The following is a 16288-nucleotide window of genomic DNA, read 5'->3' on the forward strand; positions in this document are numbered from 1 at the left end:
TTGCGATTATGTCACATCTTACTCGTTTCGTTTTAGTCTCTTGGGGACTGCCTTTGCTGTTGTTCTTCTGCGTGGAACGTATGTCTGACAACGTTTACGCACAACAACAGCCAGGCGATCGAGCCAGTAATAAGCAGGACGAACGCAAAGCCAATTTCGGGGCCCGGCTCCTTAATTCTGCCAGTCAACCCAAACGCGGAACCGAGCCAAAAAAAAACGATTCAAGTTCAGACGCTTCCAGGTCAGTTGCAGAGGGTTCGTCCAAAACACCAGATCAACAGGGAGTCTATTTTAAAGGAGCCGACGGCCAATATATTCCTCTTCCCAATCTCAATCTCGATCAGATTCTCGAATATCTGAAACAGAAGCAGACGACTCAGGTAGAACAGTCGCCCGAGTATGCGGTTTCTTCCATTTCACTCACTGGTACCATTAAAGAAGATCGCGCCATTCTTGATGCACGCATTGTCGTGTTGATTAACGAAGAAAATAAATGGATCCGTGTCCCTTTAAAATTAAACGAATCGATCTTCTTGAAGACCAGTTATTCCGGTACAGGCGAATCGAGCCCGGGTGGTTTTAATCGTACCGATGGCTATCTCTGGTGGTTTCGTGGAAAAGGGACGCATGAACTGAATCTAACTTTAAGCATTTCACTCAAACAGCAATTACCTTCACGGCGTCTGCAGTTAGTGCTGCCGCAAACCGCCGTAAGTAATTTACAGTTAACTGTCCCATTGCCCCAAATCAGTCTGGAAGTTCCCAGTGGAGTCGCAGTTTCGAAAAAGGCAGTTTCCGAAGACCAGAGTCGGGTAGAACTGTTCGGGCTGGGAGAACAGCTGGATCTTTCATGGCAGCCGATTCCTGACGAGAAGAAAGTCGAAACAGTATTGCAGGTCGAGACACTGATCACGACCGATTTTACCTCAGACTCGGTTTTACTCAACGCGAACCAGTCAATCAAAGCATTGACGGGCAGTCTTCAGACAATCCAGGTTCAGTTACCCAAGGCTTTTCGGTTATTAGATGTGAAGTGCGACGGTTATAAGAGCCATCAGGTGACGAAAGACAATCAGGTAGACGTCTCCCTGATTGAACCCACAGTGGGACCAATTGAATTACAGTGGACTCTGGAGACGGAGTTTCCTGAACAGACCGGCCACTTTCTGATTGACGGCTTTGATGTGAATCGCGCCAAGCGGCAAACAGGTTTGATTGATATTCAGACACTGGATGGCTATCGCATTTTTCGCACTGAAGGGCAGAATCGGTCTGTCTATCAAATCAAAGCCAACCAGAAAGACTTGGATAGCTCATATCGCTTTCTGAAACAACCCTTTCAACTGCCTCTGAATATTGAGCGAGTCAAACCTTACTTCTCCGCCAAACCGTTTTACCTGGTTCAGATGTTTGGGAACCGGGCAGAACTGGAAGCCCGCGTGAAAATTAATGTATTTCAAGGTACGCTGGATCAAATCTCGTTCAATTGGCCGCAGCGGAAAGAAGAAGGCTGGGAACTGGAATTACTGCAGGAACCTTCTTTGGCGGAAGCGATTGAAGTTGATCAGTCTCAGCCGGACAGAATTAACATTAATCTGCTGAAACGCTCCAAGGGAGAATTCGAAATATCATTCCGTGCCCGGCGCCCTGTGATTGCAGACCAGGAACCATTCAATTTTACGCTCCCTGAAATCAAAGCACCCAGCCTGTCAGCCACATCACTGGTACTTGCCAATGATACTAACGTCGTCACCGATCTGACCCCCTCGCCGAAAACACAGGTTCTGTCAACTCCTCTGGTACAACTGGATCAGTTCAAACTACCGGGGGATGTTCAGATTTCGCGAAAGGATATGTTCCAAATCCAACCGGGAGCCAATGATTTTTCGGCTGTGGTTTCGATTCATAGCCAGGAAATCACAGCCACCAGCACAGCCTTGTTAGAAATTGACGGTTCTGAAACGCGGGTTGAGCAGGAAATACAGTACCAAATTGAGTACGAACCACTTTCCGAAGTTCGCTTACTGGTGCCGTTGTCGTTGAAAAATCGTGTCAATTTTTATCTGGATGATGAGCAAAACCCGCTTGTACCAACATGGACTTCGGACGAAACAGATCCGATCCAGAATGCCCGGCTTTCTCTGCGCAGCAAAAAACTGGGATCAGTAAAAATTACAGCAGTCTATTTATTGCCACAAACTTCTCAATCCGAAATATTTGTTCCGTTGATCCGTTCTGACGATGTGGCATTTTCAGAAAGCCAGTTTGAGCTTTCCATGATGAACGATGAAGATGCTCAGTCGCTCGAAGTTGAAAGTATGGATGCGGCCTGGCAGCAACAGTTGGCCATGAACAATATTGCGTTCTGGCGCGCTGTGGATCCGAAAGCAGATATTCATCTCATATTCAAAAAAAGCGAATCAGGATCTCTTTTGTCGTATTCGATCAGTCAGGCATGGATTGATTGCAGTATCGACTTGGCTGGCTCCTATCTGGCACGCGCTCAATATCAGTTTCCAGTTTCGCCTCGAACGCTTTCGTTCCGCATGCCGGAAAACTCAGGAATCAAAATCGATGAGATCTGGTGGAACGATCAGCGGGTCACGGCCAGTCTACTTCAGGGCAGCGCTCAGGAATACCAGCTCAGCTTGCCAGTGGTGAAAGGGAACGAGGCAGCTTCGAATATCCTGACGATTGATTATGGTTCCACTAAACATCAGCGTGATTCTCAATTCAGCTCATTGAGAGTTAGTGCAGCTGAATTTTCAGATAATCTCTGGGTAGAAAAGACCATGTGGAAAATCAATCTGCCCAATAACGAACATCTCTTTACGATTCCGCGCGGGTTCACTCCTCAATTTCGCTGGGAGCATCAGGGGGTCTTCTGGTCTCGGCTGTTTTCAGGTCAGAAAGGAATTCCTGTCGCCATGAAAAATACGCCCCCCCAACGGATTGATTTTCCGGGAGTGAATGACTATCAATTCTATCGGATCGGGCCGGCATCTTCGTTGCAGTTTCATTCACTTTCACGTTCGATGATTGTGTTTATTGGAGCCGGGACTGCTTTGTTGCTGGGATTTCTTTTAATGAGTATTTCAGTCCTCAGAAGCGCCTTGGTACTGCTGGTTATGATGACCGCCGTTTCCGCTGTCGCTCTGTGGTATGCTGCTCCGGTGGAAGTACTATTGCAGCCTGCGGTATTCGGATTACTTCTGGCAGTTGTCGCGGCACTGATTAATGGGACGTCACGAAAGCGACGAGAATCTAAACTGTTGACGCTCTCCGCACCGAGTGACTTTATACCTCCGCCTTCTTACTCAGAACGCATTCGACCTTCGGAAGTCGATCCAGAAGACATTACGGCTGTCAGACCTGGTTCTGAAGTTGTTGATAACCCCGTCTCATCATCAGAAGCCGGGGCCAACAGATGAGAGTGACTCCGAAATTCAAATGGCTGCCGAGTACCACCTTTAATGCGATCTATTTGATGATCGTCGGAATCTCCTGTTGCTTGATCTCAGGGAGTCTGTCAGCTGCTGAAAACGGTACGTTTAATCTTTCTCCCTCATTACGAATCAAAGAAGTCACTGTTTCTGGTCGCGATACGTCTCAATGGCCTGAAGGGAACTGGTATCCCGTCCCTTTAAAGAAATATCAGTCTCTGAAAAATGCCGCTCTGTTAAAAAAAAACACTCCTCCAAATTCCTGGATTCAGGATGCTAACTACATAGCAACGCTCAAGGGTGATCACCTCATCGATGGTCGTCTGGAATATGTTCTGCATTGTTCCCGGAATGAGCCGGGTTTTATTGATCTGTCAAAACTGAATTTGGCGATTCATGAATTGAAGTGGGGTAAGCAGGATGCTGTCTGGGGGGTAGCTCCGGATCAACAGACACTGCTGCTCGTTGATCATTTTGGCGAGTCGCTAAAGGGGCAATGGAGTCTGAAAGGCAGACAACTGCCTCAACGAACAGAATTTTCTTTTAAACTACCTGAAACGGTGGTCTCACGTGTTCAGCTCAATGTTCCTCGGGGAATGATGCTGACAACGTCGGTCGGTTATGTTTTAGGGCCATCAAAATCCGATCTGCCCGAGTATGACTTATGGCAGATTGAACTTGGCGGACAGTCTGAATTTCAAGCCATCATTTACCAGAGCGAGCGACAGAAACAGACACCTACGCAAATTCTGTATCATCAATTTGCACAGGTTGGCATCCGGGAAGATGGTTTAAGGCTTCGGGAAGACTTTCAGATTGAAGTCCTGAATCAACCCGTTCAAAAACTGGAATTTGAAGCACCTGCAGAATATGAAATTTATTCTGTGACTCTAGGCAATGACCTGGCTTTACCATTTGAGGTGAAGCAGCGGAAAGGTCAGAATCTGGTTACTGTGGATCTCATTGATCCTCTACTGGGAATCAGTCGTCCCTTATCGGTTCGTGCATTGGCTTCGTCGTCTTTAGAGGGGAATGTGACCGTTCCGCGACTGAAATTAAAACAAGCCCACTTTTTGGGAGGAACGGTGCATCTTGATATTTCTGCACCATTACAGACACACGCCATCACTTCGACGGATTTGCGCCAGACGGGGGTGCTGATTCAAGAGGAACAGGGAGAAGCATACGACTTTAAGCAATATACTCCTGATGCACGTTTGCAGTATCGCCTGGCCTTACCGGATCTGAATCTTTCTGCCAGAGTTCATAGTGTGATTCAAGTTGAAGATAAAGTCTGGAATTTAAAATCACGAATTCATTGGGCTTCGGCTGCAGGTACAACTTATCGTCTGGAAGCGATGATTCCGGCAGGCTGGGAGATCACGCAGGTCAACAGTCTGGTTGCTGAGAAAAATTCCGGTGATCTGGTCTGGGATGTGGAACAGAGCGGCCGGCAACAGAAGTTGAGTGTCCGACTTCCGATTTCCGTTTCGCCTGAAACTCCTTATTCACTTGAGATTCAGGCCAAGAGACTGGTTCCGGTTTTAAAACGGCCTATCGATTTGTTTGGTGTGCGGCCGTTAGGCTGTGACAATGTCGATCGGATTTTAGAATTAGCTACCAGTTCGGAAGTCGGCTTACTGTTTGATCCAGACAAAGAAGTAGAAGAACTTGCAGTAAGCGAGCTTCCGAAAAACTGGGACTTTCCGGTGGCAGATTCAAATGTGTCTCGATATTTTCACCTTTCCCCTTACTCTGGTGCAAGATGGGGGGCGCTGAATCTTTCGAAAATGGAACAGACACTTCAAGTTGTCGCCAGTACGTTTATTACAATCAATGACGACCGAATTCAGGAAAATTTTATTTTGAATTGTGTCCCTGCCAGAGGAGGGATTCAACGGGTGCTCGTCTATCTTTCGGAAGCAGGCGAACCCGTGGAATGGTCGCTGCCTTCCGGAAGTGGCTTGCAGTCAAAACTTTCCACTCGCAAACTACCGGTTTCGGAACATCAGAACTGGGAGCTTCCCCATTCAGGCGAACTTTGGGAGTTGACCTTTTCGGCACCTGTTTTCAGGGAAATCGAAATTCGCGGAGAACGCCGTCGGCCTTTCCAGAAAAACTTGAGAGCATCACTGGCGTATACTCCCCAGGCAAAGCCAATTCGTAGTGTGGTCCGCATTTTGAATTCCAATGAATTGAATCTGCGTATCCAGACAGAAGGTCTGTCGGCAACGTCTGATTCCGCAAGTAGCACGCGACTGAAGCGCAGCCAGCGAAACTATGAGTGGGATTACGAACATCCTTCTGGTTCATTAACGATCACGCGCGCATCTGATCTTTCCGGTACTGGTTTAGAACAAGGCGTGGCAACGATTATTGTTGATACAAAGTTCGGTCACGGAAATGGAGAGCCTGATGTGCATCAGGCAACGATTGAGCTCGATTTATCAAAAACATTTGATGATAAAGTATTGTTTCATTTCCCGGCTGAAGTGAAACTGATTTCAACAGCAGTCAACCAACAACGTGTGACCCCGATCGAAGCAGAAAACCATTTTCTGGTTCCTCTCTTCGATCAATTAGACTCTTATCGAATTACGATTCAGTATCAAACTGCATCAGTGTCCGACGATCTGAGCGTGACACGCCAGATCCCATTTCCTCAAATCAATCAGCGGGTTCTGGAAACAGACTGGAATTTCTCACTACCGGAAGGGATGAGTCTGTTAAGCGGTCCTGAAGATATGGTCTTGCAGCAGGCAATTCCTACAGGAACACTGACGCGCCGATTCTTTGGGGTGCTGGGGAAAGACCAGAACTCTGCTGAAAGTGCTGAATCCCGCTGGAATGCCATCGTATTGTTTCCGGTGAAGTATGGTACTCTGAAAACTTCCAACACATATCAGGCGAAAGTCGTCTCCTGGATAGTTTTACTGTCGACTATCATTGTCGGACTCTTTTTGAGAATCTTACGTGTTGGAATACGGGACAAGCTCTGTATTATATTGGCGCTGGTCTCACTGGCTCTGGCCTGGATCTTTCCGTTGCCATTAGCACAAATTGCAGGCAGTTGCTTCACGGGGATTTTAATCGCGATGTTAATCCCCCGCCGGTTCCTTCGGCAGGAAAAAATAACACAAATCGAGGATCAAAGCACAAAAGCATATCAACAACCGACCTCTTCGATCTACTCTGCGGCCCGTATGATCCTGTTGGGGGTACTTTGTTTTTCTACTACTGGATACGCGCAAAAATTACCCGCGCCGGTTCTGACATCCAGTGCGACTCAATCAAAGAAGCTCAGAACGGAAATGGTCCTTCTGCCTGACACGTCAGGTTCAACGGCAGAGTCGTTTGCCTATCTCACACCTGACTTACTTCAGGAACTGGAAACGCTGGCTGCTAATACACTGCAGCCGGAATATCTGATTTCTTCAGCCCACTATGATAGTGAGATTCTCGATAACCAGTTACTGACTGTGAAGGCGACCTTTCGGGTCAAGGTCCCGATAGAAAAAGAATTTGCGACAATTCAACTGCCTGTCAGCGGTGGAAATTTAAGTGGACCAGATTCCTGTCGGGTCGACGGGAATATCGTCCCGGTTTTACTGGGCTCAAATGGACAAGGCATCCTGGTGAATGTCACAAATCAGCGATCAGGTTTAGCTAAGTCCTCTTCCAGACCGGACGGACCGATTGAAGCGAGAAAACCACAATTGCCGTTTTCTTATCAGGATCATCAGATCGAGTTGATCTTGCATCCGGCAGTGAAATTCGGTCCTACCAGTGGGCAATTCGAAATAGGTATTCCTCCTGTCGCGATAAATCAGTTTACATTTCAATGCAATGATCCCATGCACTTGATCGAACTCACTGAGACGACCGGTGTTTCCAAATATCAGTTGGCTGGAAAAAAACAGTTTTCGTCTTTCCTGAAAGAGAATCCCATACTTAAGGTCAAGTGGCTGACCAGCGAGGACTCAGAAACAACCCCCTTGAATCTCGAAGCAACGGTTTTAACCAAAGCCGAAGTTTCTCCTTCGTTGATCCGGATGGAAGTCCAGGTGAATTACACGGTGCTGAGTGGAAAAGTTGACGTTCTGTTTTGGAAGTTTCCTGCGGGAGCGATCTTGCGAAGTGTGAAGTCTGCTGGAATAACTGTGGTTCCTACAATCAATTCGATTGAGCAGGGGGCGAGTAAAGAGTTGCTGTTGGAGTTGTCAGAGTCTAAAACGGGCGAATTCATGATTGACGCCACTTTCGATTTGCCGGCGAACGATCCATTGACAGCAGTAAAAATATTACCTGTTGATTTCGGTTCTGCGAAGCAGAATCCCCAGTCGACAACGGTTACGGTAGTGTCACACCAAATCGGCGTGAGTGCTGGTCCTGAGTTTGAAATTGAACCGGTGGGAACGCTCCCCGAAGGGGTTCTGTCAATTTCTTCCAAGATATCTGGTAAACAAATCGATGACAGTATCTTAAAGTCATCTGCTTTACTATTTCAGGTTACTCAGCCCGCTCCCATTTCGCTGGTTCTCAGGCCCAAAAATCCAAAACGGTCAGCAAGAATCAATCAGACCATCGTGGTGAATCGGAAGAATATTGATTGGACTTTTGCTGCAGAATTACGAATCAGTCAGGCACCCGCATTTCGGCACACCATTATTGTTCCGCAAGGTTTTCGAATTGAATCACTGTCGGTCAAAGAAGAAGATGTGGAGAGGTTGGCCCACTGGCATCGCATTGGAAATCGAATCACGCTGTTTTTGAAAAATAAAACGTCAGGCCTGCAGGATATCACTCTCAAGGGATGGCTACCGATCCGAAAGCTGGGCAGTCTGAAAATACCAGGCATTCAACTGCAGGGAGTAGAAATTGAAGAATCTCTGTTAAGCTTATACAATAAGCCGCAACTCGAAGTGCAGTTAACGTCGCCGCAGTTCCGCCGAATTGAAGACAATTCTTCGCAGTCCGTGATCGCCGATCACTTTTCGTTCGTTGGGCGATTTCAGAAAACTGATTCTACTGATCAGCCAATTTCACTCTTGGTCAAGTTGCAAAAATCCGCGATCACCGTTGATACACTGACAATCATCAACTCGGTAGAAGACCAGCAGATTGAGGTAACGCAATCATTGCGTTTCACCTTGCCGGCTGCTGAAAAGAAAAAACTAAAATTGCTGATTCCGGCAGAGTATGGGAATGAGTATTCGATCGACGGAATGCCATTTGAAATTCAGGATAAAATGCCCGATGGATTGCAACGGGTTGAGTTACAGCCAACAGCTGCTGTTATGAAGGAAAATACTGTCACGGTCAGAGCTACGTTCTTGAAGCCAGCCAGCGAACTGATAGTCGTTCCCGTGACTCTGGAAAATTCACACATTCAAAATAACTACCTTCTGCTTTCAACAACACTGGACTTTCAGTTAACAGACAAAAAGCCCAGCCAAACCGTTTTGCCTGACAAAATACCATCCTGGGTACAGGCTCGCTGTGATGCGTCGTCTAATCTCGACTGCAGTCGTGTCTATACGGCTTCTCATTTGCCCTGGAAATTGAGTACGGCTTCGCGGAGTGCTGGCGTAGCGAATGAAGAGTTTATTCCTTATCTTGAAACGGAAATTATTTTAAGCAATGAAGGGACCGTTCATGGATTAACCCAAATTAAGTTATTTAATCAAAACAGTCGTGTGCTAAATCTGGACTGGCCCGAAAAATCAAAGTTGATGGCGGTGCTGATTAACGGTGAAATTGATAGCTCTCTCAAACCGGAATCCGGAAAACTGGTGGTTCCTTTAAACGGGGGGCCGCAATTTGATGAAATTACTTTGTTCTGGGAATCTTATCAGGTCGATCACCAGTTTTTCCTGGAGAAAGCGCAGTTGCAAATCCCGCAGCCGAACAATTTTTCGTTTGATAAAAATCTGATCAAAATCATTGCGTCCGATAGCCATCGAATGTTCCTTTCAAATTACGTAACTCCGTTTACTTATTTTGCAGACAAGCTGGATGAACAACTCAAAATTGCGGAACTCGAGCTTGAAATGGGAGAAGAAAACCGTCTTTCGCGATCCACGTGGGATGTCATCACGAAAGAGTTCGCGAAATTGGAATTGATCGTGGCAGAACCTGTTGAGAACGGCCAGGGGATCAGTGAAGAGCTGAATCGATTCGACGATTTAAAAGAACGCGTTTTCGATATAAAACAAGATCTCTATCTCGATGAAGAACCAGATCAAAAAGCACTTTCTTTCGTGCATCAGTTTCAACAAAAATTAGGACCAGTGCCCCTGCAAAAAGTGCGTTATTATTCCAGTTCCGGAGATTCAAAAACTGATTCTGGTACTTTGCTGGCTTGGATTATCCCAAAATTATATCTGGACGTTGTACTGGCCGGTTTCTGTCTGATCATCCTGCTGCCGATTCTGGGCAGATGTGTGCAATCCCGGTCTGCTGATTGGCTGGATACTCAGCCAGCGATTGGGTTGATTGCTTTAGGCATCCTCTGGATGTTATTTTTAACACCTCAATATCTGGGGCTGGCATTCATTGCTCTTGCTATTATGGTTGTATTCAAAAATAGGCAATCCGATTCTGCAAGCGCAAATCTGCCGATACCAAACTCTCCTGGCACTCATAGTGCGGTAGAGTAATCTGTCTTCCCCAGAAAGAGCAGAGACATTCAGGTTCAAGTCACTGGTGATTCTTAATATCGGCTGAAGCCAATTTCAAACGGAGCGAACTAAATTCGATCCAGACTGTCTGCCCAGCGACCCATTTCTTTTAAATTTGGCTGTTTCAGATATTGCCCGGGTTGTCTGTCGTCCTTAAGCAGCTGGAAGACAGTCGGGTAATTCATTTTTCGAATCGCCTCGATCTTAGGCTGCAATAACTGATTCAAAGGGTTATTGGCATTCAGCACAAAGTACAGGCTCAGTGGAAAATCGGGGTCGGTTTCAGGAGGTCTGTCTTGCAGGGAAGCATCGGAAACGGCGACACCACGAAACAGGTCTCGATATTTAAATGCCAGATGGAATACAAATTCGGCACCGTTAGCATGGCTGACAAGAAAGATGCGTTTCGTATCAATCGCATATCGTGTTTGCATAGATTCGACCACTTCCTTGACGAATTCCGCTTCATCACGATTCCAGCGAATGACATCTTGTGCGGCAGGTCCCACAATGATGATTCCACGTTGTTCGCAGATACTTTTCCATTCCTTGGAAATCGTGGATTCCATAGTGTTCCCCGGAGGATGGATCCAGACCATCAAGCCATATTCGTAGTTGGGATCATAGTTTTCAGGAACGTACGCCCAGAAACTCTGCTCGTTGCCGGGAAGCTGATCTTTAAAGTGTCCTATTTTGATCTTTTCCTGCTTGTTTTCTTCAGCTGTTCGCGATGGTTGCGCCTGGGATGGCAGCGATGACTCTACTGAGTTGGGCGTTGACTGTAATTTCACATTGAGGGTCAACGGTTTTTGATTTCTGGAAATCAGCAGCGTGGCAGGCTCGCCGGGGCGCAAGTGATTGACCATCAATGCCAGTGCTTCCGCGGATGTCACTTTTTGTTGGTTGAACTCCAGAATCCGGTCTTTGGGTTTCAGGCCTGCTTCCGCAGCTGCTGACTTGGAAAAGACAAATCGCACACCTACTCCTGGTTCTGTTTGTGTTTTTGATTCACGGAGCGGAAGAATACCGAGAGACCCTGATTCAAACGGGACCAGTTTTTCAACCAGTGTGGCTTTAAACGTCAATGGTTTTTGGGCACCCTCTCTGGTTACGGTCAGACTAACTGATTCACCGGCATATTTGCTCATCAGAACCTGTTTGACTTCAGAGTGCATGTTGACGGGTTTACCATCCAGTCTGGTCAGGGTATCCCCTGACTTTATTCCGGCGGCCTGTGCCGGGCTTCCATAGCGTACCCGATCCAGTTTCATGTTGTTCGATAGATCCCCTTTTCCAGTCATCGTGATGCCTAATAATCCTGGATGCAGATCTTTTCCAGTATTCAAGCGGGGAATGATATTTAGCACGTCATACATAGGAATCGCAAAACCGATTCCCGAGTCATACCACTCAACGCCAGCGGTTTCTCCTGTGGCACCCGGTGAAAGCGGGACCAGAATTCCCATCAGGCGGCCATTGATATCTACCAGGGGGCCCCCATAATTAATCGGCGAAATCTTGGCATCTGTCTGAATGGCTTTGCCCCAGATTCGTTCCAGAGCACTGACAATTCCCACGGAGATACTAGGCTGATCCAGATCGAATGTTCGTCCCAGTGCAATAGACCACAGACCTACCTGAAGTTCGTTTTCCGAGACTGCTAAAGGCACGGGCAGATTTTGTGATTCGATTTTTAACAGCGTTAGCATTTTCAAATGATCAGTGGCAACAACCTGTGCCGGAAAACGGCGCCGATCCGGTAGTGTCACCAGAATCGAGGATGGTTTGCCGATGAAATTGAACGCACTGGAAATGATCAGGCCATCGCGACTGACAATCACACCTGATGTGGGTCCGGTACCGGTTAAGATTTTTCCGACTCGTTCCTGACCGCCGACGGTTTCAATTCTGACAATGGACGGATTTACAAAGGCAGCTGCCTGTTTAAAGGCGCGTTCTTCCAATGATTCCAGATCTGGGGTTGGCGGCTGAGCCTGTGCAGAATGAATGCAGGGCAGGCACAGTGCAAAAATGAGCATGGAGATATTTCGAATGTATGTCATAATATTCAGGCTGTGAAAGGTTATTTCTTCTCGGGAGGGACCTGGAATTCGACGGACACCAGTTGATTGTTCCGGCGCACAACCAAACGCAGCAGGTCGCCAGACTCAAGTCTTCCCAATTCCGTTTTTAATGTTTTACATGATTTGATCAGCTCATCGTTTACAAATACAACGAGATCGTCAGGCTGCAGGCCCGCTTTAGCAACGAAGGAATCGGGCAACACACTATCGATATACGCCGGGGTTCGATACAGCACGTCCGGTACCATCACCAGCCCAAAATCGACGGGGCGGTAGCGTTCTGGTGCTGTTCTTTTGGGCTTGTCTTGATCTTCGCTGGATTCAAATTTGCCACTGATTATCTGTTCGATACTTTTTCTGAGTACGTCAATTGGTAGGGAATAGTTGACCCAGGTATTGGTTTTCGCATTGCGAACCTGCTTGCCGATCATTCCCAGGAGTTTGCCATCATAAGTTAAAATGGCTCCCCCGGCAGCACCCGGATTATTGGTAATTGCATCGACAACATATACGTCACCTGTGTAGGAAAGTTCAAAGGCACCCCGTCTTCGCGGTAAATTAGTGCGTGCTTCAATTACGCCATGCAGAACGGAAACCGGTTCGTCCCCGGTTGCGACACGAAACATGTTACTGAAACCTAAAATTCGTGTGCCGGGACCAGCGATGGCTTTTTCATGATAATCGAAATAGGGGAGATTGAGTTCTCGGTCCGATTTCAATTTGATAATGGCCAGATCCAGATGAGGTTCCGCACCTAAGACTTCTGCGTCAAACTTTCGTCCATCGTGCAATACCACAGACAGGCGATCCGTATCAAGGACAGGACTCCAGATGGTGGCGATATGCCCCTCGGGAGAGACTAGAAAACCGGTACTGTAACCGTACAGGTTCTTCACGCCGCCGGCACCAAAGATTTTGACTAACCGAGGCAGAGCATACTTGATCGTTGATTGTGACGAGGCCTGCGCAGTCAATGGGACCGCCAAAAGAGAACCGGTCAGGCACAAACACACGAAAACGAATTTGACAGTATTCTGTTTAATCACTGAGGATCAACCTTCATCACAAAGATTTGCTACTTCTTGGGGGTATCCAGGGTATCTAGCTTTAGACGTTCAATATTTAATTTCATCACAGGTCGGTTTCCGTAGAGAATATCGAGTTCACCCGGAAACTTTTGGCCGTTGAGAGTTTGAAACTGCTCAAAGCGAATTGAGCAGACTTCCGAATTCTCGGTGAGATAAAAATCAAACCCCCGCAGAACCAGATTTGATTTATTAAAGTACCAGCGGGAAATTGTTCCGGTCTGGGTCGCAACCAACACATCGACCAGTTCATTTTTTCCATCCAGGCGTTCGCTACCCAGATAATAAAAGTCAGTAAAGCGTTCGCTCTGCCCGGACAACAGTAGTCTGAAGTGATGTAACGCCGCGAGTAACCCACCCGTTCCCGGTGGTTCATCTACAAAAATTCCTGTCTCCAGTGATTGCAGAAAGACGTCATTGCCGATTTCAAAGCCGATGCCTTTATCGGCCAGGGTGAGTGTGAATTCACTGCCGTTTCCCTGTTTTCCTGTCAGCGACCAGGTTCCTTTACGATCAGAAAAATTGCTAGTGGTGTTTAAAGCCTGCAGTAATCGATCTTGTTGCTGCTGATTAAAGTAGTAATTCGCAAATCCGGTTTTGGGAACATAAAGGTGCTTGTGTTTTTCTGGTGGCGCAGGGGCCGGCTTCTCATGAGGGTTGGGCATCTGTGGATGCTTTTCTTCGCCGGGACGTGAAGGTTTTGCAGGATGTTTTTTCTTTTGCCCGGCCTGTTCCTGTAATTCCGCTGCGGTATGCAATGCCTGCAGCCGCACATAGATAGTGTTCTTTTTCTCATCCCGCCGATACACGAGTGGCAGAGTCCAGCCTGCGGGGTAAATGCCGAGTATGTTTTTGAATTGATTGACACTTCGAATCGGTCGTCCGGCAAAGGAGACAATTTCATCACCGAGCCGCAGTCCTTTGCGATAGGCGTCTGAATCTTCCAAAATATCGGCAACGTCAATTGTGGAATCAAGGCTGGTTGTCACGGTTGCGCCGAGGGAAGCGTGGTCAACAATCCGTCCGCTCTTTAAATGATCCCAAAAGTGTTTGATTTGGTTAATGGAGATAGCGTAACCGGCTCCCGAATTGACGCGGCCTCGTTTTTCAAACGAACCACGCCCGTTAATTCCGATTAGTTCCCCGCGAGCATTGAACAGGGGACCTCCTGAGTTACCCGGATTGATTGAAGAATCGACCTGAATGCAGTCGGTGTATTCCAGAAACGTTCCCGCGGGATATTGATAGCGATGAACCCCACTAACGATTCCATAAGTAATTGTTGGCTGAAAATCGGTGGCTAATAAAAATGGATTTCCCATGGCATAGGCCCAGTCACCCACCTGGACTGTGTCGCTATTTCCCAGTTTGGCAACGGGAAAATCGGTCCGTCCGAGTAATTTGATCAGTGCCACATCGCCGGTAGGATCAATACTGACAATCACAGCGTCATAGAGTTTGCCATCGTTCAGCCCACACTTCATGAAGTTGCCTGCGCCCGCGACAACGTGAAAGTTGGTTAAAGCGTAGCCGTCCGGTGTCACCAGAACGCCGGAGCCACCTCCCGCACCCTCAGCGCCAAAGATCGCGACAACAGAAGGGGAGACTGCTTTGATAACATCGATGCGTTGTTTTTGTGCTGCCAGAACAGCAGGATCTACTGATGAGACTTCTGCAAAGGCAGGTAAGCTCAGAAGCATGCTGATGAGGAGCGTAGCATAGAAGAGATATCTCTGCATTTAATTACCTTTAAACTTCAATCATAGAACAGTCGGTCATGCTTCTTCCACGTGAAGAGAAATCCGCTTGCTGCTGAGTCTGATTACTTAATTAAGCGTGCCTCACAGAGATCAAGGTGATCACAGATCTCCAGATTGTCACCAAAATCTACTAAGATTTCAAAATCGCGCACGCCGCGAACATCCAGGTTTAATTCAATTGGTGGGTCAGAGCTCCGCACGTTTCCGGAGTAGAGCGTTCGCCCATTACCTTTAATTTCAACATACACAAATCCAATACCGGGAACGGAATCATCGATTCCCATGATTGCCCGAAAATTACGATATTCTTCTTTGACTCGATATTGCAGAAGCGTTTTCGAGTGAATGTAAAGCCCACGTGCGTATTCTTTCCCGTCCAGTCGGAGAGGACCTCCGTCGCGGTGTTTGTCTTTACGATACTTCCAGATGGTATCAAAGAACGGCGTGTATTCGATATTGCGGGGTTCCAGATCGGAAAGAAACCGCACTTTACCCTGGCTAAAGTCCAGATTGGCAATCGATGGGGGAGTAAATTGCGCTCGCGCACCACTTTGTAGAGTGGCTTCGAATTCGGTGCCTGAATAGGTGATTGAGGAAGCATGAATCAGACCGCCACTGGTTAAGTGAATGGAGCAAAAGGGGGGCGTGTTCGAAGCGGGTTGCCGAAAGTAAATGATACCGAAGACGCGTTTGCGATTGACGGCGACTTCATCGTCGCCTGTGAAAAATTGAATCTTGTCATCGGTTATTGAGCCAACAACACCATCAATAAAATCGAGCACATTCTCCTTCTGAACGACGAGCAGGTCTTTATTGCTCTTGCCGTTCAGGAGTTTTTCCCACGACGCATTTATATTGGAATTCAACGTACCAAAGCGGATTGAAGAGACTTGATTTGTGGGCAGGATCAGCGTGCCTGTTTGGTCACCACTGACTTTAATCTGCCGAGTATTGCTCTGCAGCGACTGAACGGGAAATCTTGATCCATCTATTAATCGAATCGTTAACGGTGCTTCCAGGCTGCGTTGATATCGGTTTTTGGGAAAACGCACATTCAGAGTTTCTGAAAGCGGATATGTTTTCGATGCGTCTTCCTGTTTGAGATTGATGACTGTTTCGTTCAAAGACTGCAGATTCCCTGAAACAGACGGTCCACTGAGTGAAGTCACTTCGACTTCTGGTGAAACCGCCAGCAGCATGGTTAATGAAATACAAAACAGGGAATGCATAAAAAAC

Annotated in this window: 6 protein-coding genes; 2 read left to right on the forward strand and 4 right to left on the reverse strand. The window is 47.2% G+C overall.

The genetic code is table 11. From position 1 onward, the window contains the following. Positions 1 to 80: 80 nt before the first annotated feature. Both AAC022_RS07990 and AAC022_RS07995 read left to right on the forward strand, forming a co-directional pair. Positions 81 to 3431: a hypothetical protein gene (locus tag AAC022_RS07990; RefSeq protein WP_339729881.1), complete on the forward strand. Its 3351-nt coding sequence runs from the start codon at positions 81 to 83 to the stop codon at positions 3429 to 3431. Next, complete coding sequence (locus AAC022_RS07995; protein WP_339729884.1) at positions 3428 to 10102, forward strand: hypothetical protein; 6675 nt, start codon at positions 3428 to 3430, stop codon at positions 10100 to 10102. Before AAC022_RS07990 ends, AAC022_RS07995 begins: the two co-directional genes overlap by 4 nt. 89 nt (positions 10103 to 10191) lie before the next feature. Here AAC022_RS07995 and AAC022_RS08000 read toward each other — a convergent pair whose 3' ends face one another. The 4 genes from AAC022_RS08000 to AAC022_RS08015 all read right to left on the reverse strand — a co-directional run bounded on the left by AAC022_RS08000 (position 10192) and on the right by AAC022_RS08015 (position 16281). Beyond that, positions 10192 to 12162 carry a PDZ domain-containing protein gene (locus tag AAC022_RS08000; protein ID WP_339729887.1) on the reverse strand — a complete coding sequence of 657 codons (1971 nt, stop codon included), beginning with the start codon at positions 12160 to 12162 and terminating at the stop codon, positions 10192 to 10194. Positions 12163 to 12206: 44 nt separating this feature from the next. Then, positions 12207 to 13253 (reverse strand): trypsin-like peptidase domain-containing protein, encoded by a 1047-nt coding sequence (locus AAC022_RS08005; protein ID WP_339729890.1) that lies wholly within the window; start codon positions 13251 to 13253, stop codon positions 12207 to 12209. 29 nt (positions 13254 to 13282) lie between these two features. Continuing rightward, complete coding sequence (locus AAC022_RS08010; RefSeq protein ID WP_339729893.1) at positions 13283 to 15031, reverse strand: trypsin-like peptidase domain-containing protein; 1749 nt, start codon at positions 15029 to 15031, stop codon at positions 13283 to 13285. Positions 15032 to 15114: 83 nt separating this feature from the next. Continuing rightward, positions 15115 to 16281, reverse strand: a complete 1167-nt coding sequence (locus AAC022_RS08015) for an NPCBM/NEW2 domain-containing protein (protein ID WP_339729895.1) — start codon at positions 16279 to 16281, stop codon at positions 15115 to 15117. Between the last annotated feature and the right edge of the window lie 7 nt (positions 16282 to 16288).

Origin of the sequence: uncultured Gimesia sp., assembly GCF_963976445.1 — a bacterium.
Classification (GTDB): Bacteria; Planctomycetota; Planctomycetia; order Planctomycetales; family Planctomycetaceae; genus Gimesia.

What these genes read in the sequence shown, in the direction of transcription:
- AAC022_RS07990 (WP_339729881.1), top strand. Translation starts at nt 81, where the DNA reads ATGTCTGACAACGTTTACGCACAACAACAGCCAGGCGATCGAGCCAGT.
- AAC022_RS07995 (WP_339729884.1), top strand. Translation starts at nt 3,428, where the DNA reads ATGAGAGTGACTCCGAAATTCAAATGGCTGCCGAGTACCACCTTTAAT.
- AAC022_RS08000 (WP_339729887.1), bottom strand. Translation starts at nt 12,162, where the DNA reads ATGCTCATTTTTGCACTGTGCCTGCCCTGCATTCATTCTGCACAGGCT.
- AAC022_RS08010 (WP_339729893.1), bottom strand. Translation starts at nt 15,031, where the DNA reads ATGCAGAGATATCTCTTCTATGCTACGCTCCTCATCAGCATGCTTCTG.
- AAC022_RS08015 (WP_339729895.1), bottom strand. Translation starts at nt 16,281, where the DNA reads ATGCATTCCCTGTTTTGTATTTCATTAACCATGCTGCTGGCGGTTTCA.